The organism is Methylomicrobium album BG8, from assembly GCF_000214275.2.
GTDB lineage: Bacteria > Pseudomonadota > Gammaproteobacteria > Methylococcales > Methylomonadaceae > Methylomicrobium > Methylomicrobium agile.
The window spans coordinates 426,050-447,928 of record NZ_CM001475.1 but is presented as its reverse complement, the minus strand read 5'-3'; the positions used below and the strand labels follow the sequence as shown (position 1 = coordinate 447,928).

Here is a 21,879-nt window from a genome sequence, read left to right as displayed (position 1 = left end):
CAGGTTAGCTATAGGTCACGAATTAAGCGGAGGCCGAAAGTTACAACGGGTTGCAGGTGGGTTTGGCGAAGACAACCCAACATATCGAAAGCCATAATTGTTGGGTTGCCTGCTTTTTGGCAACCCAACCTACGCGGCTTCGCGAGAAAGAATGAGTGAAAGCAGCGGCGGTGCGACGACCGTAGTCAACAGCACCATCGCGATCAGCAGGGTATAAGTTTCGTTATTGATGATGCCGGCATGTTGGCCCAGGCTGGCCACGATAATGCCCACATCGCCGCGCGGCACCATACCGACGCCAACGATCAGGGCTGATTTTCGGCCCAAGGACCAGGCGCCGAGCCCGCACCCCAGCAGTTTTCCTATCACGGCCAACAGCGTAATGCCGGCGAGCGCCCCTAATGTCGAGAGCTCGCTCAATCCCGCCAGATCGACTTGCGAGCCGGTCACCACGAAAAAGAAAGGCACCAGGAAAGCCAGAATCGGCTGAAGCTGCAACGATAGAGTTTCTCTTTGCCGTGTCTCCGCCGCTATCAATCCGGCCAGAAAGGCGCCAATGATGGCCGCCAGGCCCAGGTAAGAAGCCGCATCTGCGAGTGCCAGACACAGCGCCAGGGACAACGTCAGCGCGGAAAAGGGATTGATCGGCGCATCCAGGATGGGCGAAGAACGGCGCATGATATGGGTGCCGGCCCAGGCGATCAGAATAATGAAGGCAATGGCCTGTCCGAGCACGATAAGCAGATGGGTGACATCAATGGCGCCACCGCTCTGGATGGCCGAGACCACCCCCAGCAGCAGCATGGCCAATATGTCGTCGATGACTGCGGCCCCCAGAATGATTCGGCTGAAGGTCCGATCCAATACACCGAGCTCTTGCAGCACTCTCGCGGTGACACCCGCAGACGTTGCCACAAAAGCGGCGGCGATGAATAAGGCTTTGGGCGTATCGAATCCGCTCCATTTGGCCCATGCGGAGCCCAACACGAACGGGACGATCACGCCCAGCACACCAACCAGCGTAGCGCTGCCTCCCACTTTGCGCAGGTCGCCGATGCAGTTCTCCAAACCAACCGAGAACAGCAGCAGTACCGCGCCGAGTCCTGACAGCATCTCGAGCGGTTCGGTGACATGCACCCAGTCCAAGACGGAAGGTCCGATAACACAGCCCGCGGCAATCTCGCCGACCAGGGCCGGCAGCCGAAGGCGTTGGGCGACTTCCGCCCCAATTTGAGCTGCTGCAAAAACGACGAGCAGCCCGAAAAAAACTTCAGTTTCGTGATTCATCAGATTCTTTTTAGTATCTGCCCAGGGATGAGTGCATATCCCGGCCTAAGTCTTGGCGGTGACGAAAAGCCGTAGGATGTGCCGACGAAGGAGGCGCACCGAGTGCCCTTCAGGGTATCGATCGCGAACGATACCTAAAGGCACTCGATGCGCTTCACTTCGTTCAGCACATCCTACAACTTGACTAACACTTCGCCCCGCCCTGTTTCCGCCATATCCCCCGCATAGCGTCGTACGCGGTTAAACGCAACCGCCGCATCGGCAAAGCGCGAGTTCAAACTCTTGAACGAAGCAAACAACATCGGCAAAAATCCCAATGTATGCGCGCCGCAATCGTTGAAACTGGCCGGAAGCTGCGGCGGGTTCCACAGCAGCAGGGTGCCTCGGCGCATTGCGTAGCCAAGGTAGCGGCCGGTCCGGCCCATCACCGCGATCGTACCGGCAGTCATTCTGGAGCCGCAGTAGTCGCCCGCGTTGCCTTCGATCAGAATAGTGCCGCGGCGCATGTGGTCGCCGGCGCGTTCGCCCACGTTACCTCTGACCAGGATCAGTCCCCCTTTCATGCCGATCTTGTTGCCGGGCAGCGCACCGCCAAGGAAGTCGCCGGCGTCGCCGTCGATTTCGAGCGTGCCTTTTTTCATTTCGCAGGCCGCATACAGGCCGGCATTGCCGGTAACCCGGATGCTGCCGGATTTCATGCCCATGCCAAGATAAGCGCCGGCATCGCCTTCGACAACGATACTGCCGCTATTCAGCTCCTTGCCGATGAAGTCGAGTTTGCCGAAGCTGTTTCTAATCACGATGTTCTGCGCATCGCCCATGGCAATATTGAACAAGGTATCGACGCGCAGTTTCGCCTTGCCGGATTGCAGTTCGAGCGCAGCAATCTCGGCGATTTCCTTGCCTTCGAGGTTCTGGCAGACCAACGGCGATAGGTCGACGCGCTGGTCGGGCCGGTGTTTCAGCGTAAAGGTGAGCGCGCTCATGCCATGATCTCCTGCAGGTGGAAGTGGAACGGTCCGAGTTTGCCGCCGTAGTTGCCGGCACTGACCCGCTTGATGCCGTGCGCGGCGCCGAGGTCGCAGACGGCCTGGATGCCGACGCGCATGGCCTTGTCGATGTCTTCCTTGGTCAAGCCGTCGATCACGATTTCCATCACCGACTCGACTTCCGATGACAGTTCGGTCTGGGTCATCCCTTTCAGGGTCGGGCAGAACGCGTCGTTGGTCGAAGCACCGAGCGCCTTGTATTTGGAACCGACTTTTGAGCCGGAGCGGACGACACCGCCGGGAAACGGCATAATCACATTCGGCACTTGGCGCATCGCATCAATCGCGGCTTCGCAGGCGGCCAGCGCCTGCGGCTGCGATTCGGCCAGCACCAGAAAGTTGCCACCACCGACCGCATCGACCTGGCCAGTCGTTGCTTCGGTAAGGAATTCACCATCCATCACCGGAATCCGCCAATAACGCTTTCCGCCGATCACTTTCGAAACCTGAAAACCGTCGCCGAAATAGCGCAAATTCTTGCCCAGCGGAATCGGCTTACCGGCGTCTATACCGGCAAACAGCGCCGAAGTCGGCGAGGTCAGCACGCACTGGCCGGCGCGGGTTTCGAGCTGTTTCGCCAAGCCCTTACCGCCCATCGCGAAGATCATGATCGAGACGCCGGGTCGCCCGTCCGGCGTTTCGGAGGGGTCAAGCACCCGCTCGATACCCGCCTCGCAGCCGCAGGCGATCACCGAGGTCGCGAAGCCGGTCATCGCCTGCGCGGAAATCATCGCCCATTTTTCGTTCTGCGCGGTAATGATCGCGCGCGTCGCCTTCATCGGAAACGCTTCGGCAAAAGTTGCGTCTATCGTTACACCGTTGATAATCATATTGTTTTTCTCATTATCGTTTTTTATTCTGTTTTTCAGCCACCGTCATAGCAACTCTTTGTTTTTTTCATCGCTGATCGAGAGTTCCATAATTTTTAAAGGTTAGAAAAACGGTTTACAAACTAGCACTTATCAGGATTTTCATATTGTAAACTGACGGCGATCGCAAAGCGGAGGAATGTTAAATTTCACATTTACGCGGCTTGCGACGAATAAAATTTTAATCGCAAGCTGTCGGCGCAGAAATCAATATCCTGCTCGGGCCATAGAATTGAACGGCCTTTATGCCCTATTTGCACTTGATTAAAAGTGGCAGGATTTTTTAATGCGATCATCACGCCCTTTTCCAATAGCTCTTTAAAATCGGCAATAATCGTGACATTATCGCTAAACGTTATTTTGATGCTGTAATTGGCTGCATTCGGTTCTATCGTTTTGATATAAAACATGGCATCACTCCAAGGGTTCGATAGCAACAGGAGGTTGCATATTTTTACAAAGTTCCCAATCCAGCAATAATTCCTCCTGATGTAGCGCTGTCCATTCTAAAACCATCGATCTAACACGCTTTGGCGCATCCCCTTTGATAATTTTGATCGGGCTAATAGCAACGATCAATTCGTATTCGCCATATTCAGCATGAAAATGCGGCGGTGCGTGATCATCGAAGAACATTTTGATTAGGATGCCGTAAAACATGGAAATCGTCGGCATGGTTTTTATCCTAAAGCTTATGGCGGATTACCTACCGGTGAATCCACCTTACGGGTTCATCGGAAACGCTTCCGCGAAGGTTGCGTCTATCGTTACGCCGTTGATAATCATAAAGTTGTGCTCAATCATGGATACATTTATTTTTCTAAAGCCGTTTTGCCGCTGTTTTGTAGACTTGATTCCGTTCCCGCTTGCCGATCGCCACGATCAAGATAACGACTTCCTGTTCGCGTACTTCGTAAACCAGCCGATAACCCGCTTTGCGCAATTTGATTTTGTAGCAATTTTTCAGGCTGCTTAGCCTCGCGCTATCGATTCGCGGATTTTCCTTCAATCCTCTCAATTTTTTAGCGAATTGCTCGCGAATCGTTTGATCGAGATTATTCCATTCTTCCAGCGCTTGTTCTTTAAAGCGCAGTTTATAGGTCATCCCAATCCATTTCTATTTCGGGCTGATTTGTTCTTGCCTCAACGATGGCCGCTAGTTCGACATCTTCCAGCTTATCCATCAGTGCCTCATAGGCTTTGGCTGGAATACAGTAAAAAGCCGGCTCGTTATGATCAAGAATGGCGACCGGAAAACCGTCACCGGCAGCAACGGTGCCGACCGGATCTTTTTTAAGTTCCGCAATGCTCGCGGCTGTCTCCGCTAAAATCGTAGTAGGCATATCATGACTCCGGTGAAATTCTTGGTGTGGGTCCTTGAACTTTGTCAGTTATTGAACCCAGTCGACGCGCTTTCCAGTCGCTCTTTCGTAAAGCGTTTCAGGGGATACGTCAAAACCGCAATCCCAAACTACGGTTGCCCATTCGTCCAATTTGAAGGATTTAAAATTATCAATGCTTCGTAAAGGCGATGCAGCTTCATATTTAAAAACGAGATCCCGTAAATCGACGTCACCGGATTCGCCGGTGTCAAAAACCAGGTTCAACCGGTACGCATCCAGATATTTTGCTGATTTTACGCTAACAATCATATCGCTATATATTTGACATGAAAATGCGGCGGGTTATGCTCGTCAAAATACATATAAAGATGACAATGCCTAAAAACCGGCTGATTTCAGGTGGACAACATTCTCGAGCCACCTAAAACCTAAGCGCGACCTTTCAACGGATGCACGGTAATACTACCGCGTCCGTCTTCGGTGATTTCGTCGTCGCTGATTTTAAAATTGCCGAGTTTCATGGTCAGATAACGGTCGAAGTAGTCCTTCAGGCCTTTCTCGACCGACGGGTCGAAATCGGGCTGGACGACATGGGTGGTGCCCCACTTGGTCGCGATCACCTTACCGTCCCGGACGACCAGATCGCCGTCCTTGAACACGTAGTCGGGCTTTTCGAACATCTTTTCGCGGTCGGCGTTGTCGGTGTAGACCGTGATGTCGGCCCAGTTGCCTGGGCTGAGTCCGCCGCGGTCATGCAGGCCGATCAGCTTCGCCGCGCCGGCGCGGGTCATGATCGCGATTTCGTTTAAGGTGTATTCGCGGTCGATCGAAGCCAAGGTCGTCATCTTTTGCGCTTCGGGATGGAGCGTCGCGAGCATGTCGTTTCGAAAACTCTTGTCCATCAGCAAGCGGATCAAGTGCGGATAGCTGGTGAATGGGGCGCCGTTCGGATGGTCGGTGGTCAGAAAGATCCGCCACGGGTCGTCGACCAGCAGGAAGGTTTCCAGCCCGATCGCCCATTGCAGCGCGTTCACGAAGTTCTGGTCGCGGTATTTGAACGGCACGACCCCGCAGCCGGCGTCGCACTCGATGTCCATCGTGACCCATTTGTTCGGGTTCGCATGCTTGTGGTTCGCGTGCTGGCGCATGTTGTCGCCGGAGGCGGTGACAGTTTGGCCGAACAGGATCTGGCCGACATCGATCGTGATGTTCTTGTGTTTGTTGACCGCTTCGGCGATCTGCGCCGCGCCAGATGAAAATTTGAAATCGCCCTCGGTGCCGTAGCTGTGGAACTGAATGTGCGTCAGGTGCATCGGCAGGCCGCCGATCCCTTCGATCGTGTTCAGCGTCGTTTCCATGTTGCCGGGCACGCCGAGGTTGCAGCCGTGCACGTGCAAAGGATGCGAAACGCCGAGTTCCTTCACCGCGGTCGCGAGCGACTGTAAAATCTGCCGCGGCGTGACGCCGTAATGGCTGTTCTGCTCGTCCAGATCGAGCTTGCGCTGGTTGAACTTGAACGCGTTGATGCCGCCGGGGTTGACCACTTTGACGCCGATCGCTTTGGCCGCATTGATCGTCCAGGCGACGTAGTCGTTGACCGCTTTCTGGTCTTTTTTCGCGGTCAGCATCCTGAGCAGATAATCATCACTGCCGAGCATCACGTAGCCGCCCTTGTCCAGGATAGGAATGTCGCCCATTTCCATGTGCGCCTGGCGCGCGTTGACCGGCAGCACCGCCGGTTCGAAGCCGGCCGTGTAGCCCATCTCGGCATAGCGGTAACCGGTCACGAACGTGCTCGGCATCGCATGGCCGCAGCCGGAGCGGGTGCACTCGGTACGTGCGACCGGATCGTGGCGGTGGTCTTCCGGCAGCAGGGTCCGGGCGATGTTGCCCTTGCCGCCGCCGATATGCGTATGCATGTCGATCGCGCCGGACATCACCACTTTACCTTTCAGGTCGTATTCCTTGTCGATCGGCACGTCCTTCGCGGGCTTCTTGACGATGCGCCCATCCTGAATGTAAATGTCCTGTTTTTTGCCGTCGATGCCGGCGGCAGGATCGTAGACGGTCCCGCCCGTGAGTTTTATCATCATACAGTCATCTCGCGTAGAGCGTTTTCAATCGCATTCAGCGCGTCGGCCGTGCTCGGCAGGCCGGAATCGCGCAATTTCTTGAGCCGGATCGCGACCACGTTGTCCATCCGGTAGGCATGGCCGGCGTGATCGATGCCGGGGGTGCCGACCGGAATGAACACGTCCGGTTCTTTCGCGAAAGTCATCCCGGAACGGCCGATCACGATCGTCGGCATATGGTCGGTCGGTGGCACTGATTTCACGTTGAACGCCTGTACCCAGACCAGCGCGTCCGCTTCGCCGCTATCGACCAGTGCGTTCGCCTCGTTCAGGTACGGGTCGTATTCGGGATAGCCGCGCGAGAACCGAGTCCGTGCCGGATAGCCGGTCGTCCAGCCGCAGACCTGGTTGGCGGTCTGGTCGCCTTCCTTGCCGCCGAGCGGCAGGCCGGAGCAGCGGGTAGAGACATTTAGGTCTTTGATCATTTCGGACAGAACCTGCACGGTCAGTTCGGCCTGGCGGAATCCCAATGCGCCGGCGGCCCAGGTCACGACGCTGTAGCGCGCCGCCTTCAACTGGTTGGCCAGAGCCTGCAGGTCCGCAACCGCGATCCCGCCGACCGATTCGGCCTGCAGCGGGCGGCCTTTGACCAGTGCCCGTAGGACTGCGATTACTCCGGGCAGTTCCGCATCGTTACAAGTCAGGACTTTCGCGGTTTGGCCGTTCGGCGAAGTCGAGGCGTTGCCCGACGGCGCCTTGCCGAGATAGATCACCTGACGATTTGCGGTGTCGTCGACGAACATCGCGTCCTTATTCCAGATGTAGCGCTCGAAAAAACGCGGCGCGAACGCTTCGAGGTCGGTGCCGACGACCAGCAACAGATCGCAGCGGTTTTTGACTTCGGCCAGCGTGGTATTCATCCAGCCCGAATCTTGTAAGACCAAGAGATTATTACGGGCGGCCGAGAAATTCATATTGTCGACCACCGCGCCGGCGCGGTCGGCCAGTGCGAGCAGCGCACGCATTCCGTTCACGTCGGTCGCGCAGCCGCCTATCACCGGCAGCTTCGTATCTTTGAGCAACGCTGCCGCCTTTTTCGCGGCCGCTTCCAGACTGACCTCCTTGCCGTCAACCCGTGGTTGGGTATCGGTAATCGCCTGCTCGAACGCGGGCGTGTTCACCGCACAACCGTTGGCCGTCACCTTCAGCGCCAGGCCGTCGACCCGAACGCTCAGGTCGTCGGTGCCGATACCGCAAAAAGGACTCGGTACTTCAGTTATTTCAGTCATCAAGCTGTCCTTCCAAACTAAACTAATGAGAGGAGCGGACCCGATTGCAGCCCGGCACCCATGATATCCCGCCTATTTTACTCTCAATTCCGGGTTACTGTCTCACTTATGGCCGGCGAAACTTGGATAAGTTGTTCATGTAACTGAATTTGATATGCGTTATAATTGGCGGCTTTTCAATTCAGCCGCGCCGGTCTGGTCTACCGATTCTGTTGCGGACGGCCGTTTTTCCGTTTCTACCCATGCAAGAAATCAATCCGATCAAATACAAAATCGCCGACCTCAGAGAGCGCACCGAGTCGCTTAGGGGGTATCTTTGACTTCGACACCAAAAGCGAACGTCTGGTCGAAGTTTTAAGAGAGCTCGAAAACCCGAAGATCTGGGACAACCCGGAGCAGGCGCAAGCTTTAGGCAAGGAGCGCGGCCAGCTAGAAATGGTCGTGAACACGATCAACGAACTGACTTCCGGCCTGAATGATGCCGAAGAGCTCTTGGCGATGGCGGTAGAAGAAGGCGACGCAGATACAGTCGACACGGTCGCAAGCGATCTGGAGCATCTGGAAAGCCAGGTGGCGACGCTCGAATTCCGGCGGATGTTCGCCGGCGAAATGGACCCGAACAATGCGTTCCTGGATATCCAGGCCGGCTCCGGCGGCACCGAGGCGCAGGATTGGGCCTCGATGATCGAGCGCATGTATCTGCGCTGGGGCGAAAGCAAGGGCTTCAAGACTGAACTGATCGAAGAGTCGCCGGGCGATGTGGCCGGCATCAAAAGCGCGACGATCAAGTTCGAGGGCGACTATGCGTTCGGCTGGCTGCGCACCGAAACCGGCGTGCACCGGCTGGTCCGCAAATCGCCATTCGACTCGGGCAACCGCCGCCATACCTCGTTCGCTTCGGTCTTCGTGTCGCCGGAAGTCGACGACAACATCGCGATCGAAATCAATCCGGCCGACCTGCGCATCGACGTTTACCGTGCTTCGGGCGCCGGCGGCCAGCACATCAACCGGACCGAATCGGCGGTGCGGATCACGCATAATCCCAGCGGCATCGTCGTGCAGTGCCAGAGCGACCGCTCGCAGCATAAAAACAAAGACACGGCGATGAAGCAACTAAAAGCCAAGCTGTACGAGCTCGAAATGATGAAGCGCAGCGAAACCCAGCAGGCACTCGAAGACAGCAAATCGGACATCGGTTGGGGCAGCCAGATTCGCTCCTATGTGCTCGACCAGTCGCGGATCAAGGATCTTCGCACCGGCGTCGAAACCGGAAACCCGCAGGCGGTGCTGGACGGCAATCTCGACATGTTTATCGAGGCAAGCCTGAAGAGCGGTTTGTAATTAGAAATTCCATGCTTGAGAAAAAGTAAAAATGTCTGAAATTGAACAAGATGAACAGGAACTGATCCGGCTGCGCCGCGCGAAGCTCAGCACACTGCGCGAAAACGGCATCGCGTTCCCGACCGATTTCCGCCGCAACGTGGTCGCCGGCGAGCTTTTTGCCGAATACGGCGAGAAATCGAAGGAAGAACTCGAAGAGAATCCACTGCGCGTGAAGGTCGCGGGCCGAATCATGACCCGGCGCGTGATGGGCAAGGCGAGCTTCTGCCATATTCAGGACATGTCCGGCAAGATTCAGCTGTATGTGACTCGCGACAGCCTGCCCGGCGATTTCTACAACGAACAGTTCAAGAAATGGGACATCGGCGACATCGTCGGCGCGGAAGGCGTCTTGTTCAAGACCAACGCAGGCGAACTCAGCGTCAAGGTCGACGATATACGCCTCCTGACCAAATCGCTGCGCCCCTTGCCGGAAAAATTCCACGGCATCGCCGATCAGGAAATCAAGTATCGCCAGCGCTATCTGGATCTGATCATGAGCGAATCGTCGCGCAAGACGTTTTTGCTGCGCTCACGGATCGTTGCCTATATCCGCGAGTTTCTGATCAAGCGCGACTTCCTGGAAGTGGAAACGCCGATGATGCAGGCGATTCCCGGCGGCGCGACCGCACGGCCGTTCGTGACCCATCATAATGCGCTGGACATGCAGCTGTTCCTCCGGATCGCGCCGGAGCTGTACCTGAAACGGCTGGTGGTCGGAGGCTTCGAGCGGGTCTTCGAAATCAACCGCAATTTCCGGAACGAAGGCCTGTCGACCCGCCACAATCCGGAATTTACGATGCTCGAATTCTATCAGGCCTATGCCGAGTACGGCGACCTGATGGATCTGACCGAAGCAATGTTGCGTGGCCTGGCCGAAGAAGTCGTCGGCCAGACGCTGATCACTTACCAGGGCGAGGAATACGATTTCGGCAAGCCGTTCGAACGGATGACCGTGTTCGAGTCGATCCTGCGTTTCAATCCCGACCTGAAGGCATCCGACATCGACAACCGCGAAGGCGCGGTCGCTGTCTGCAAGAAGCTGAATTTGCCGGTCAAGGACGGCTACGGTCTTGGCAAACTGCAGATCGAGATTTTCGAAAAAACGGTCGAAAACCGCCTGATGAATCCGACCTTCATCACCGCCTATCCAGTCGAAGTCTCGCCCTTGGCGCGCCGGAACGACCAAGACCCGTTCATCACCGACCGTTTCGAGTTTTTCGTCGGCGGGCGCGAAATCGCGAACGGCTTTACCGAATTGAACGATGCGGAAGACCAGGCCGCACGTTTCCAGAAACAGGTCGAGGAAAAGGAAGCCGGCGACGACGAGGCGATGCATTTCGATGCGGATTACATCGTCGCACTCGAACACGGCATGCCGCCGACTGCGGGGGAAGGGATCGGCATCGACCGGCTGGTGATGCTGTTCGCGGATGCGCCGTCGATCCGCGACGTCTTGCTGTTCCCGCACATGCGCGCGAAGAATCAGTAAGCTGTTAATTATCTCGACGTAGGATCGATCAGGGAAACCAACACTGAATCAAGTAACCGGACGAAAGCACGGTCCAGCGGTTGGTCTGGAGGATCAGGCGGTTAATGCACCGCCGACTTTGAGAACACATTAAGCACGATAACGCCGGCGATGATCAGGCCGATACCGATCATGGCCGGTATATCCAGCCTCTGCCCGAAGCCCAGCCATGCGATAAGGGAAATTAAAACCATGCCAACCCCGGACCAGACTGCATAGGCAATGCCGACTGGAATGGAGCGCAGGGTGAGCGAAAGGAAGTAGAACGCAATCCCGTAGCCAAGCACAACAACCGCCGAAGGCCAAAATCTGTTGAAGCCGTCGCTGGCTTTCAGGGCGGATGTCGCCAACACCTCCGAAACAATTGCAACGGATAGAAATAGCCAATTCTTCATTGCCTTAATCTGTCCCGACTCTCATTGCTGCCTAATCTGTCTTTCGCTTTCGTAACGGCAGGGTGGCGCTGAACGATTCAAGCAACACAAGACGTTCAAATGCGTAGTCCTTTTCTATAGTCCATAAAAAAGGAGCTTTTTCAGCTCCTTATTTTATTTAGACTTCCGACGAAGCCTTTTTCAGATCCGTCTTGTAAACCAGGATCGGTTCGGATTCGCCGCGAATCACGTTCTCGTCGATCACGACCTTGCAGATATCCTCTTCCGAAGGCAGATCGTACATCGTATTCAGCAGCACGTTTTCGACGATCGTCCGGAGTCCGCGCGCGCCGGTTTTGCGCTCCATCGATTTCTGCGCAATCGCGCGCAACGATTCGACACGAAACTCGAGCTCGGCCCCTTCCATTTCGAACAAGTGTTGGTACTGCTTGACCAGCGCGTTCTTCGGCTCGGTCAGAATCTGCACCAGCGCATCTTCATCGAGCTCTTCCAGCGTCGCAACGACCGGCAGACGGCCGACGAATTCCGGAATCAGGCCGTACTTGATCAAATCCTCGGCCTCGACTTCGGAAAACACCTGACCGACGTTCTTCGTTTCTTCCTTCGATTTGACGTCGGCCGAAAATCCGATGCCGCCTTTTTCGGAACGCGCCTTGATCACCCGGTCGAGCCCCGCGAACGCGCCGCCGACAATGAACAGGATGTTCGCGGTATTCACCTGCAAAAACTCCTGCTGCGGATGCTTGCGGCCGCCTTGCGGAGGCACCGAAGCGATCGTCCCTTCGATCAGTTTCAACAGCGCCTGCTGCACACCTTCGCCGGAGACATCCCGGGTAATCGACGGATTATCGGATTTGCGCGAAATTTTGTCGATCTCGTCGATATAGACGATCCCGGTTTCGGCCTTTTCGACATCGTAGTCGCATTTCTGCAGAATCTTCAGGATGATGTTTTCCACGTCTTCGCCGACATAACCGGCTTCGGTCAAGGTTGTCGCATCCGCAATCGTAAACGGCACATCCAACAGGCGCGCCAGCGTTTCGGCGAGCAGAGTCTTACCGGAGCCGGTCGGACCGATCAGCAGGATGTTGCTTTTGCCGATCTCGATACCGTCTTTCCGGGTTTTATTGCGAAGCCGCTTGTAGTGGTTGTAAACCGCAACCGCGAGGATTTTCTTCGCACGCTCCTGGCCGATCACATAGGCATCGAGCTCTTTCTTGATTTCTTTCGGTTTCGGCAAGTGGCCGTTTTTAAAAGAGGAAACCTCTTCCTGCAATTCGTCCTTGATGATGTCGTTGCAAAGTTCGACGCATTCGTCGCAGACATACACGGAGGGACCCGCGATCAGCTTGCGGACTTCATGCTGACTCTTCCCGCAAAAAGAACAGTACAGCAATTTGTCTTCGTCTTTGCCCCTTTTGTCGTTACTCATATCAATACCCGAAATTATCCTAAAGTCGAGGAATTACACTTAGCCTCAGGCAAAGAATATCCCGAAACTTTCGGAAAACAAAGCAAATTCGTCCGGATTTATAACCGGCTTGCCAGAACCTTATCAACCAGGCCGTAACTGACCGCATCATCGGCATTCATGAAATTGTCCCGGTCGGTATCGACCTGAATCTTTTCGATCGGCTGGCCGGTGTGATGCGCCATGATTTTATTCAGTTTATCGCGCACGCCCAGAATTTCCTTCGCATGAATCGCGATATCCGACGCCTGGCCCTGGAAACCGCCCAACGGCTGGTGAATCATCATCCGGGAGTGCGGCAGGCAATAACGCTTGCCTTTCGCGCCGCCGGTCAAGAGCAGCGCCCCCATGCTGGCGGCCTGGCCAATGCACATCGTGCTGACGTCGGGTTTGATAAACTGCATCGTGTCGTAAATCGACATGCCGGCGGTCACCGAACCGCCCGGCGAGTTGATGTATAAATGAATATCTTTATCCGGGTTTTCCGATTCCAGAAACAAAAGCTGGGCAACGACCAGGTTGGCCATATAGTCTTCGACCTGGCCGACCAGGAAAATCACCCGCTCTTTCAAGAGGCGCGAGTAAATGTCGAAGGAACGCTCGCCGCGCGCGGTTTGCTCGACGACGATCGGCACCAGGCCGCCCGCCGCTTCGATCGTCATTGACGGATTGATTATCTGTGGTTTGCCCATGGCTGTATTACCGTGTTTGGTTGTCCATCAAATCGTAAAAGCTCAGATTTTCGTCCTGAACCTTGGCTTTGGCGACGAGCCAGTCCACGGCCTGGTCTTCCAGCACCATGTTCTTGATTTCGTCGAGCCGCTTTTCGTCCGCATAATACCAGTTGATGACATCCTGCGGTTGCTCATAGTTTTGCGCCATCTCTTCGACGGTGTTGCGGACGCGGGTGTCATCCAGCTTGATTTCGCCCTTGTCGATCACATCGGACAGAATCAGGCCCAAGGCGACGCGGCGGCGGGCCTGCTCTTCGAACAAATCTCTCGGCAAATCCAACTCTTCCAACTTGACCTTTCTTTTCTTCGCGTTTTCCTTGTAAGGCGCCATCAGATTTTCGATTTCGCCGTCGATCAGCGCATTCGGAACCGTGACCTGAACCGCGCCGTACAGCGCGTCCATCACCGCGTTTTTCAGGCGGGCCGCCAAGGCTTGCGTCAACTGGCGCTCCATCGTATTGCGGATATCCTCGCGGAAAGCGGCCATGTCGCCGTCCTCGATCCCGTGCTTTTTAATGAATTCAGCATCAACCTCAGGCAGTACGGATTCTTCGACTTTAATCACTTCGACTTCGAATTCGGCCGCTTTGCCGGCCAGAGACTCCTTGCCGTAGTTTTCCGGAAAAGCCGTGGTAAAGATTTTTTGCTCGGCCGCCGCCAGGCCGATCAGGTTGTCTTCGAAGCCTGGAATCATTTGCCCGGCACCGATTTCGACCGGATAATTTTCAACCTTGCCGTCGGTAAAGTTTTCGCCGTCGACGCTGCCGGAAAACGTGATCGTGATGCGATCCTGCGCCTGTGAGGCACGCTCGGCGGTTTGCCAAGTCTTATTCCGCAGCCGCAATTTTTCGATCATCGCGTCGATATCGCTTTCGGTCACTTCGGCAACGGGACGCTTGATTTCCATGCCATTGACACCGTCCAGCGAAATCTCGGGATACACTTCGAATTCGGCGGTGTATTTGAAGCCTTCGCTCTGGTCGGCGGAATGAATGTTGGGATAGCCGGCCGGTCTCAGCTGCTCTTTGGCCAGGGCTTCAAAATAAGTGCTCTGGATCAGGTCGCCGGTCACCTCGCCGCGCACGCGCTCGCCGTACAGTTTGTTGATCACTTGCTGTGGCGCCTTGCCGGGCCGAAAACCATCAATCTTCACATTTTTCGATAATGACTTTAAGCGCTCTGCGACTTTCTGCTGAACGACCTCTTCAGGCACGCTTACAACCATTTTTCTGCTTAATTCTGATGTCTTTTCGACAGAGACCTGCATTTCTTTACCTCAAATTGTTTGGAATACGTAATTTTTAAGAGCGCCTTGCGGGCTTAGGAACAGAAAAGTCAACCTGAATCGGCTGCTTCTTTATAGGAATATAAATATGGTGCGAATGGAGAGACTCGAACTCTCACGGGGTTACCACTGGAACCTAAATCCAGCGCGTCTACCAGTTCCGCCACATTCGCACATAAAATCAACTAGCAATTTTAACCGATATTGGCAAGGTTAGCCAGTTATATTCTCCACGGCGAATCGCCGAAAGTGCGGCCGCGGCTTCGGTTAAAGCGCTTGAGCGTACAGGGCCGGAAATAAAAAGCTATCCTCGACTGACGAAAGTAATAAGGTCGACGGGATAGAAACCCGGATTACTCAGTCCAAGCATTTTATTGACCGCCGCCGAATTAAGCCCTGATAAAAACCGATCTCCTTGATAAATGCGCGCATCTATTTCATTACTGCAACAGGAAACCTGCCTCATTCGAAGCCCGCCTCCTCCTGTGCACTGCCGGCTTGCAATCCGGATAACCGCTATCCCCCGACCGTACAAGGCTAACAGGGTTGGCTGCGGCCACTTTCGGTTAATCTTGTGAGTCGCCCGGTCGCCCGAGAAGATCATGCAGAATTGCTCTAGCCGCTTTGTCTTTCCTTTCGCCCCGGCGGCCGCTCGACTGACTGACGGGATGGCCCTGTTCGTCATACTGGTCAGCCTGCTGGCGATCACGGGCTGGATTTTCGGCATCGCCGAGCTAAAAGGCATTTGGCCGAACCCTGCGGCCATACAGCCGGTGGTCGCGGCCGGACTGCTGCTTTCCGGTACGGCGCTCCGGCTGCTGCACCGAACCGGCCGGAACCCGAACCGGCAAATGCTCGGACAAATCTTTTCCGCTATAGTTGCAGTGCTCGGCGGACTGGTCCTGCTGGAATATCTCGGAGACGTCAGCCCGGACCAATGGCTGTTTCCGGACACGGTCGCGGAGAAAAGTGCGCCGCATTCCGGCAGCCCCTCTCCAAGCGCCGCCTATTGTCTTTTTTTAGCCGGCATGGCCTTGGTCGCGCTGGATGCGGAAGCCGGCTGGATCGCACCATTTTTAGCGTTGCAAATTCTGTTGTTTGCGCTTCTTGCGCTGGTAGGGCATGCCTGCTACGAGGTGTCCGCTCTCTATCAAACCCGGCCGTATGTGTCGATTCCGCTTCATGCGGCCGTATCCCTGTTCGGACTGGGCATCGGAATTCTCAGCGCGCGCCCCAAGCGCTACCTGACCTGGCTGATCAGTCCGTTCGCCGGCAGCGTCATGGCGCGAAATCTCCTGCCGGCTGCTGTTTTGCTGCCGTTTGCGATCGGCCTGATCCAACTGAAAGGCCAGCATTCGGGATTATACAGCGCCGATTTCGGCTGGGCGCTTTTCATTACTTTTCATATCGTGGCGTTCAGCGGGATGATCTACCTGGCGGCAAAGTTGCTGAACAAGGCCGACTCCGAACGCGAGACCGGCTTCGCCGCTTTGCAGGAAGGCGAAGAACGTTTCCGTCTGCTCTTCCAGGCGTCTCCGAACGGGCTGCTGATGGCCGATCTCGAAGGAAAGGTCAGGCTCGCGAATCGGCAGTCCGAAGCCCTGTTCGGCTACCAGCCGGGACAACTGCAGGGCCGCGCGCTCGAAACGTTGTTGAAAGATCCGGCGCAGGATCATCCCTATGCCTACCGGGAGCCGTTCACCGTAAAGCTCCTGTTCAAGATAAAAGGCATAGGCAGCGAAATGATCGGATTAAGACGGGACGGAACCCAATTTACGGCCCAGGTCGACGGCAGTTCGCTCGTCACCCGCGAAGGCAATATGCTATTGGTCACACTGGTCGACGTGACAAGACGCAAACTTGCCGAAGCGGAGCGCGATCGTTTTGTCGCACTTGCCGAAGGCAGCACCGAATTCATCGGCATGTGCGACCGGAACTTCAAGCCTTTCTATGTAAATCCTGCCGGAATGCGGATGATGGGCCTTGAAGATTTGACCGCAGCGTGCAGCGTGCGGGTACAGGACTATTATTTCCCCGAAGACCGGGCTCACGTCAGCGACGAGTTCTTTCCCCGCGTCATGCGGGAGGGAAACGCCGAAGTGGAAATACGCTTCCGGCACTTTCAAACCGGCAAGGCGATCTGGATGCTTTGCAACGTCTTCAACCTCCGCGACGAAAAAGGCCGGATTTCCGGCTGGGCGACCGTCGGCCGCAACATTCATCGGCGCAAACTGACCGAAGAAGCCCTGGAACAGCAACAAATCCTGCTGCTCAGCATCATGCAGGCCACCGACGTGATGCTGGTCTATCTCGATCCCCGGTTCCACTTCATTTGGGTCAATGCATCCTATGCCGATACTTGCGGAATGAAGCCCGAAGAACTGCTCGGAAAAAACCATTTCGACCTGTACCCGGATCCGGAAAACGAGACGATCTTCCGCCAGGTGCGGGATACCGGCAAAGCGGTGTTTTACAAGGACAAACCGTTCGTATTTCCCGATCAGCCGGAGCGCGGGACCACTTATTGGGATTGGAGCCTGGTGCCGGCTACGGACCTGGATGAATCGGTAACCGGCCTGGTCTTGTCTCTGCGCGAGACAACGCCTTTCAAACTGGCTCAGGAAGCCCTCCGCGAAAGCGAAGAGCGCTTTCGCAAGCTGGTCGAATCTTATGCCCAGGCCGTCTGGGAAGCCGGAGCGGATGGCGTTGTGGCAGTGGACAGCCCGTCCTGGCGCGCCTATACGGGCCAGACCTTCGAGGAATGGATCGGTTACGGCTGGCTCGATGCCGTCCATCCGGAAGATAGGGATTACGCCGCACGGCAATGGCACGAAGCGGTCGCTACCCGGCACGACATCAACGCAGAATTCCGGATAAAATCCCGAAACGACGGCTGGCGATGGACCAATGTCCGGGCGACGCCGCTTTTGAGCGATAACGGCCAGGTCATCAAATGGGTCGGCAGCAACACCGACATTCACGACTGGAAGCAGGCCGAGGAGGCCTTGCGCGAAAGCGAAGAACGCTTGCGGCTGGCCTGGAAGGCTACCCGCGATGTCATTTGGGACTGGGACATCATGCACGACTTGCAACGCTGGAGCGAGGCGAGCATGGACGTCTTCGGCTGGCGGGATGCGGTCGATGCACCGCAGACGGCCCGCTGGGGACTCGAACGAGTACACCCCGACGATCAGCAGCGCGTTGCGGCGAGTGTGCGCGTGGTGCTTGACAATCCCGCCGTCGACCACTGGGAGTACGAATATCGTTTCCTGCGAAGCGACGGCCATTATGCCTGCGTGCTCGACCGTGGATTCGTGCTCCGAGACAACCGGGGCAAACCCTGCCGAATGATCGGCGCAATGCAGGACATTACCGAAAGAAAGCGCGCGGAAGAAAAAATGCAGGAGCTGAACCAGATGCTCGAACGGCAGGTAAAACTCCGCACCCGGGAACTCGAAACCATCAATGCCCGCATCAAAAACGAACTGGCCGAACGTCAGCTTGCCGAATCCCGGGCAGTCGCCTCCCTGCGGGAAAAAGAAGTACTGCTGAAAGAAATTCACCACCGGGTCAAAAATAATCTACAAGTGATCGCCAGCCTGCTTCGCCTCCAGGCCGCTTCCCTCACCGATCCGGCCGCCCGCTGCGCGTTCCTGGACAGCCAGCAGCGGGTCCATTCCATGGCGCTGGCACACGAGCATTTATACCAATCCCGCAGTCTGGCCCGGATCAAAATGGCCGAATACATCACCAGCCTGGTCAACTCGCTCCGCCGCTCATACGGCCAAGCCGCCTCGTCGATCCAGCTCAAAATACAAATCGCCGATGTCGAGCTCGATGTCGAGCAGACCGTACCGATTGGATTGATCATCAGCGAATTGGTCTCGAACAGCTTCAAGTACGCCTTTACACCACCGCCCGCCAATCCTTCCGGGGCACTGTGGATCAAACTGGCGAACGACAAGCCGGACAGGCTGATACTGGAGGTCGGCGATAATGGCCGAGGCATTCCGGACGACGTGGAAATTACAAAACCGTTATCCATGGGCTTACATCTGGTGCAATCTTTCGTATTGCAGTTAAATGGACAGTTGACGGTTCGGCGCCGGCCGGAAACCGTATTTTCCATTTCCATCCCCAAGAAAAAAGGTAACCATGCTTAAAGCGCGCATGCTGGTAGTCGAGGATGAAGTCATCATCGCTCTGGATATTCAACGGACACTGATCCGAATGGGCTACGATGTGCCGGAGTTCGTCACATCGGCCGAATCCGCCCTGGAACGCATCGGCACGCTGCAGCCCGATCTGGTGCTGATGGACATCCACTTGAGCGGGGCGATGGACGGCATCGCCGCGGCCGACGAAATCCGCAAGCAGCACGCCCTGCCGGTCGTGTTTCTGACCGCCCACTCGGACGAAGCCACGCTGAACCGCGCGAAAATCACCGAGCCTTACGGCTATGTACTGAAACCTTTCGAAGAACGCGAACTGCAGATCGCCATCGATATCGCCCTGTACCGACACAGCGCCGAAACCAAGCTCAGGCAGATGGAACGCTGGCTGGGCACGACGCTCGAAAGCCTGGGCGACGGCGTCATTGCGACCCGCCTCGACGGCTCCATTACCTTTATGAACCGAATGGCGGAAGTGCTGACCGGCTGGCCGCAACCCGAGGCGCTCGGCCGGCCTTTCGGCGAAGTGCTGCGGCTGGTTTACCAGACGACGGGAATTCCGATCACCAATCTGGTGGAACGCGTGCTGGAAAACGGCCTAATCATCGATCTGTCGCCCGACACCGCGCTGATCAACCGGGAAGGCATGGAGATTCCCGTCGACAAAAGCGCGGCGCCGATACGCGATAAAAGCGGCAATGTGGCCGGGATAGTGATCGTTTTTCGCGAACTGACCGCCCGCAAATACGTAGAGGAAAAATTACGCCATTTTGCCGTGCATGACGTACTGACCGGCCTGCCCAATGAAATCTTGCTGACCGACCGGCTGAGCCAGGCTTTCGAACATGCCAAGCGCTATCCCGATTATGCTTTTGCGCTGCTCGTCATCGACCTGGACCGTTTCAGGCACATCATCGACAGCTACGGGGATGTCTTCGGCGACATGGTATTGAGCGCCGTCGCCCAACGTCTGAGAGAAAACCTGCGCGGCGCGGACACCCTCGCACGGGTCGGCGGCGATGAATTTATGGTTCTACTCACCCATATCAATGATCTGCTGGACGTGGTCCGTATCGCCCAACGCATTCTGGACAAAATAGCCGAAGCGGTCATTATCGAAGGGCAGGAAGCTTTCATCTCGGCCAGCATCGGGATCGTCCTGAGCGAACCGCGCTACCAGCGGACCGAAGACATATTGCACGACGCTGTTTTTGCGCTGCGTCAGGCAAAAACCCAAGGAGACCGGCGACTGAGGGTGTTCAATACCGTTCAGAATAATTACGCCATACGGCTGCTGCAACTGGAAGCCGACTTGAACCTGGCTATCGAACGCAACGAATTCCGTATTCATTACCAACCGATCGTAGAACTCGCCAGCGGAACCCTCTCCGGCTTCGAGGCGTTGCTGCATTGGCAGTATTCCGAGCATGGCCTTTTGGCGCCCGCCGATTTTTGGGCGCTGGCGGAAAAAATCGGCATTCTGGTCAAAATCAGCGCCTGGATGCTGCACGAATCCTGCCGGCAGCTTCGGGCCTGGCAGCAATTGTCGCCTGCGAATGCCGCCCTGTCGGTCGCGGTCAATTTATCGCAAACGCAATTTCTGCACCCGAGTTTACGGAACCAGCTGACCCAGGCATTGGCGGCATCCGGCCTGGACGCGCGCTATTTGTGCCTGGAAATTCCGGAAGAAGTCGCCGCCGCCGACCCCCTCGTTTCGTCCCATATCCTGGCCGAACTTGACGAACTCGGCGTGCAGTTGCATCTCGACGATTTCGACGCCGGGGGTAAAGCCTCCCTGAATCTGCTCCAGCATCCGTCGATTCACACGATCAAAATCGATCGCAGCGCGGTCCGCTCGGTTAGCGGCACTTCCGACCGCAAAAGTGCGATCGTGCGGTCGATTCTGTCACTGGCAGGCGAATTGGGCAAGAAAGTCGCCGCCGAAGGCATCGAAACCGCCGAACAGGCCGAGCGGCTTCTATCCTGGGGATGCCGGTGCGGACAAGGCTATCACTTTGCCGAACCGCTGGCGACAAAAGATGTGGAGCGATTACTCGCGTCCGAGGCAAAGACCTAGAGACTGATCGAAACCTCGAAACCCAACGCCCGCAGCGCCTCCGCAAACGCCCGCATGACCGGCTCCGGCATTCGGCCAAGGCGCCCCGCTTCGGGCTGCAGGGAGGGCCTGGCTATCGTATAGAGCAGAATCTCGCGTACTCCGCTGCGTTCTTTGACGGCCTGCAGCGCCTCCAGCAGCGCGGTTCTTTCCTGCTCCGCAAATCCCTGCCGGTCGATGTCCACCAGGCAGATCTGCACTTTGGTCCGGCAGCAGCCGGACGCCAAAACCAGGTTGTTCAGGCTCGCTTCGACACCTTGCCCGGCCTTGTTGATCAGTCGTCTGCCCGCCGGCGTCGCACTATCGAGCTTGAACCAGACTTCGCCGCCGAACCGGCTCAGCGCTTTCAGGCCTTCCCGGACCTTGGGCCGATGCACCAGGCTGCCGTTGGTGATCAACACATACCGGCTGGCGGGGAACAGCCCGGCTTCGGTTGCAATACCGCCGATCAGTTCAATCGCCTCGGCAAACCGCAGCACGCTGGTCGGCTCGCCGTTTCCCGAAAGGGCGATATCCTTGATCGTCCGCCGATCCTCCGGAACCTGAAAGCGGCGGAAAAACGCCCCGGACCGGACCTGTTCCAGAAAACCGCGTAGTTCGGCTTCGAGCAGCCCGAAATCGAGTTCCGGCGCGGCGCCGATCGCCAAATCCGGCACCTGGCAATAAATGCACTGCCAGTTGCAGGCATTGTTCGTATTGAAATTGACGCCGATCGATATGCCGCCGGCGCGCCGGGACAAAACCGGGTAGATATAGGTCAGGCCGGCGCGGTCCCGGCTATGGTCGGAGGCGGTGAGCGGCGTCGACATCGTTCAATGCGGTTTGCTGCGGATAAAGCCCGCCCTGCAGATCGACTTGCTCGAAAAAGTGAAGGCCGGTTCCATTA

The 21,879-nt window shown here is 56.3% G+C and carries 19 protein-coding genes and 1 tRNA gene; 4 read left to right on the top strand and 16 right to left on the bottom strand.

Features of this window, described 5'->3' with window-relative positions:
* Positions 1-129: 129 nt before the first annotated feature.
* The 10 genes from METAL_RS02030 to METAL_RS01985 form a co-directional block, all read right to left on the bottom strand.
* Positions 130-1,287 (bottom strand): cation:proton antiporter, encoded by a 1,158-nt coding sequence (locus METAL_RS02030; RefSeq protein ID WP_005369138.1) that lies wholly within the window; start codon positions 1,285-1,287, stop codon positions 130-132.
* A 173-nt stretch (positions 1,288-1,460) separates the two neighbouring features.
* On the bottom strand, positions 1,461-2,273 hold the full coding sequence (locus METAL_RS02025) for a formylmethanofuran dehydrogenase subunit C (RefSeq protein WP_005369136.1): 813 nt from the start codon (positions 2,271-2,273) through the stop codon (positions 1,461-1,463).
* On the bottom strand, positions 2,270-3,166 hold the full coding sequence (gene fhcD, locus METAL_RS02020) for a formylmethanofuran--tetrahydromethanopterin N-formyltransferase (RefSeq protein WP_005369134.1): 897 nt from the start codon (positions 3,164-3,166) through the stop codon (positions 2,270-2,272). The genes METAL_RS02025 and fhcD overlap by 4 nt, the downstream gene beginning before the upstream one ends.
* A gap of 194 nt (positions 3,167-3,360) precedes the next feature.
* Positions 3,361-3,615 (bottom strand): DUF2442 domain-containing protein, encoded by a 255-nt coding sequence (locus METAL_RS02015; RefSeq protein ID WP_005369132.1) that lies wholly within the window; start codon positions 3,613-3,615, stop codon positions 3,361-3,363.
* Between the two features lie 4 nt (positions 3,616-3,619).
* Complete coding sequence (locus METAL_RS02010) at positions 3,620-3,880, bottom strand: DUF4160 domain-containing protein (protein WP_005369131.1); 261 nt, start codon at positions 3,878-3,880, stop codon at positions 3,620-3,622.
* Between the two features lie 145 nt (positions 3,881-4,025).
* Positions 4,026-4,310, bottom strand: a complete 285-nt coding sequence (locus METAL_RS02005; protein WP_005369128.1) for a type II toxin-antitoxin system RelE family toxin — start codon at positions 4,308-4,310, stop codon at positions 4,026-4,028.
* Positions 4,300-4,548: a type II toxin-antitoxin system Phd/YefM family antitoxin gene (locus METAL_RS02000; RefSeq protein WP_005369126.1), complete on the bottom strand. Its 249-nt coding sequence runs from the start codon at positions 4,546-4,548 to the stop codon at positions 4,300-4,302. The genes METAL_RS02005 and METAL_RS02000 overlap by 11 nt, the downstream gene beginning before the upstream one ends.
* A 48-nt stretch (positions 4,549-4,596) precedes the next feature.
* A complete protein-coding gene (locus METAL_RS01995) occupies positions 4,597-4,857 on the bottom strand; it encodes a DUF2442 domain-containing protein (protein ID WP_005369124.1) in 261 nt (86 codons plus the stop codon).
* 119 nt (positions 4,858-4,976) lie between these two features.
* A complete protein-coding gene (locus METAL_RS01990; protein ID WP_005369121.1) occupies positions 4,977-6,641 on the bottom strand; it encodes a formylmethanofuran dehydrogenase subunit A in 1,665 nt (554 codons plus the stop codon).
* Positions 6,638-7,909: a formylmethanofuran dehydrogenase subunit B gene (locus METAL_RS01985; RefSeq protein WP_005369118.1), complete on the bottom strand. Its 1,272-nt coding sequence runs from the start codon at positions 7,907-7,909 to the stop codon at positions 6,638-6,640. The genes METAL_RS01990 and METAL_RS01985 overlap by 4 nt, the downstream gene beginning before the upstream one ends.
* Positions 7,910-8,151: 242 nt before the next feature.
* Between METAL_RS01985 and prfB the strand changes: the two genes are divergently transcribed.
* Together prfB and lysS are read left to right on the top strand one after the other, a co-directional pair.
* Positions 8,152-9,250, top strand: a protein-coding gene (gene prfB / locus METAL_RS01980) for a peptide chain release factor 2 (RefSeq protein ID WP_005369116.1) whose coding sequence is annotated in 2 segments (ribosomal slippage) — positions 8,152-8,226 and positions 8,228-9,250 — 1,098 coding nt in all. Because the reading frame shifts where the segments join, the coding sequence is not laid out codon by codon here.
* A gap of 31 nt (positions 9,251-9,281) precedes the next feature.
* Complete coding sequence (gene lysS, locus METAL_RS01975; protein WP_005369114.1) at positions 9,282-10,781, top strand: lysine--tRNA ligase; 1,500 nt, start codon at positions 9,282-9,284, stop codon at positions 10,779-10,781.
* Between the two features lie 101 nt (positions 10,782-10,882).
* Here the strand turns inward: lysS and METAL_RS01970 are convergent, their stop codons facing one another.
* The 5 genes from METAL_RS01970 to METAL_RS01950 all read right to left on the bottom strand — a co-directional run bounded on the left by METAL_RS01970 (position 10,883) and on the right by METAL_RS01950 (position 14,878).
* Entirely contained in the window at positions 10,883-11,215 is a 333-nt protein-coding gene (locus METAL_RS01970) for a DMT family transporter (protein ID WP_005369113.1), read from the bottom strand.
* Between the two features lie 157 nt (positions 11,216-11,372).
* Positions 11,373-12,647, bottom strand: a complete 1,275-nt coding sequence (clpX, locus tag METAL_RS01965) for an ATP-dependent Clp protease ATP-binding subunit ClpX (protein ID WP_005369111.1) — start codon at positions 12,645-12,647, stop codon at positions 11,373-11,375.
* Between the two features lie 98 nt (positions 12,648-12,745).
* A complete protein-coding gene (gene clpP, locus METAL_RS01960; RefSeq protein WP_005369109.1) occupies positions 12,746-13,378 on the bottom strand; it encodes an ATP-dependent Clp endopeptidase proteolytic subunit ClpP in 633 nt (210 codons plus the stop codon).
* 7 nt (positions 13,379-13,385) lie between these two features.
* Positions 13,386-14,687 (bottom strand): trigger factor, encoded by a 1,302-nt coding sequence (gene tig, locus METAL_RS01955; protein ID WP_005369107.1) that lies wholly within the window; start codon positions 14,685-14,687, stop codon positions 13,386-13,388.
* 107 nt (positions 14,688-14,794) lie between these two features.
* Positions 14,795-14,878: transfer RNA gene (locus METAL_RS01950), tRNA-Leu, on the bottom strand.
* 429 nt (positions 14,879-15,307) lie between these two features.
* Here METAL_RS01950 and METAL_RS19730 point away from each other — a divergent pair.
* Together METAL_RS19730 and METAL_RS01940 are read left to right on the top strand one after the other, a co-directional pair.
* A complete protein-coding gene (locus METAL_RS19730; protein WP_005369105.1) occupies positions 15,308-18,868 on the top strand; it encodes a PAS domain S-box protein in 3,561 nt (1,186 codons plus the stop codon).
* The gene (locus METAL_RS01940; RefSeq protein ID WP_005369104.1) at positions 18,861-20,954 is read left to right on the top strand and encodes a putative bifunctional diguanylate cyclase/phosphodiesterase; all 2,094 of its coding nucleotides are present in this window, start codon (positions 18,861-18,863) and stop codon (positions 20,952-20,954) included. The genes METAL_RS19730 and METAL_RS01940 overlap by 8 nt, the downstream gene beginning before the upstream one ends.
* On the opposite strand, the gene METAL_RS01935 is transcribed toward METAL_RS01940, so the two are convergent.
* A complete protein-coding gene (locus METAL_RS01935; protein ID WP_005369102.1) occupies positions 20,951-21,802 on the bottom strand; it encodes a radical SAM protein in 852 nt (283 codons plus the stop codon). The genes METAL_RS01940 and METAL_RS01935 overlap by 4 nt on opposite strands.
* Positions 21,803-21,879: the final 77 nt, after the last annotated feature.

Excerpts from the sequence above, each read along its gene's own strand:
- lysS (WP_005369114.1), top strand. The coding sequence starts at position 9,282 with ATGTCTGAAATTGAACAAGATGAACAGGAACTGATCCGGCTGCGCCGC.
- METAL_RS01990 (WP_005369121.1), bottom strand. The coding sequence starts at position 6,641 with ATGATGATAAAACTCACGGGCGGGACCGTCTACGATCCTGCCGCCGGC.
- METAL_RS01970 (WP_005369113.1), bottom strand. The coding sequence starts at position 11,215 with ATGAAGAATTGGCTATTTCTATCCGTTGCAATTGTTTCGGAGGTGTTG.
- METAL_RS19730 (WP_005369105.1), top strand. The coding sequence starts at position 15,308 with ATGCAGAATTGCTCTAGCCGCTTTGTCTTTCCTTTCGCCCCGGCGGCC.
- METAL_RS01985 (WP_005369118.1), bottom strand. The coding sequence starts at position 7,909 with ATGACTGAAATAACTGAAGTACCGAGTCCTTTTTGCGGTATCGGCACC.
- fhcD (WP_005369134.1), bottom strand. The coding sequence starts at position 3,166 with ATGATTATCAACGGTGTAACGATAGACGCAACTTTTGCCGAAGCGTTT.
- METAL_RS01940 (WP_005369104.1), top strand. The coding sequence starts at position 18,861 with ATGCTTAAAGCGCGCATGCTGGTAGTCGAGGATGAAGTCATCATCGCT.
- clpX (WP_005369111.1), bottom strand. The coding sequence starts at position 12,647 with ATGAGTAACGACAAAAGGGGCAAAGACGAAGACAAATTGCTGTACTGT.
- METAL_RS02015 (WP_005369132.1), bottom strand. The coding sequence starts at position 3,615 with ATGTTTTATATCAAAACGATAGAACCGAATGCAGCCAATTACAGCATC.
- METAL_RS02005 (WP_005369128.1), bottom strand. The coding sequence starts at position 4,310 with ATGACCTATAAACTGCGCTTTAAAGAACAAGCGCTGGAAGAATGGAAT.
- METAL_RS01935 (WP_005369102.1), bottom strand. The coding sequence starts at position 21,802 with ATGTCGACGCCGCTCACCGCCTCCGACCATAGCCGGGACCGCGCCGGC.
- METAL_RS02030 (WP_005369138.1), bottom strand. The coding sequence starts at position 1,287 with ATGAATCACGAAACTGAAGTTTTTTTCGGGCTGCTCGTCGTTTTTGCA.
- METAL_RS02000 (WP_005369126.1), bottom strand. The coding sequence starts at position 4,548 with ATGCCTACTACGATTTTAGCGGAGACAGCCGCGAGCATTGCGGAACTT.
- METAL_RS02010 (WP_005369131.1), bottom strand. The coding sequence starts at position 3,880 with ATGCCGACGATTTCCATGTTTTACGGCATCCTAATCAAAATGTTCTTC.
- tig (WP_005369107.1), bottom strand. The coding sequence starts at position 14,687 with ATGCAGGTCTCTGTCGAAAAGACATCAGAATTAAGCAGAAAAATGGTT.
- clpP (WP_005369109.1), bottom strand. The coding sequence starts at position 13,378 with ATGGGCAAACCACAGATAATCAATCCGTCAATGACGATCGAAGCGGCG.
- METAL_RS01995 (WP_005369124.1), bottom strand. The coding sequence starts at position 4,857 with ATGATTGTTAGCGTAAAATCAGCAAAATATCTGGATGCGTACCGGTTG.
- METAL_RS02025 (WP_005369136.1), bottom strand. The coding sequence starts at position 2,273 with ATGAGCGCGCTCACCTTTACGCTGAAACACCGGCCCGACCAGCGCGTC.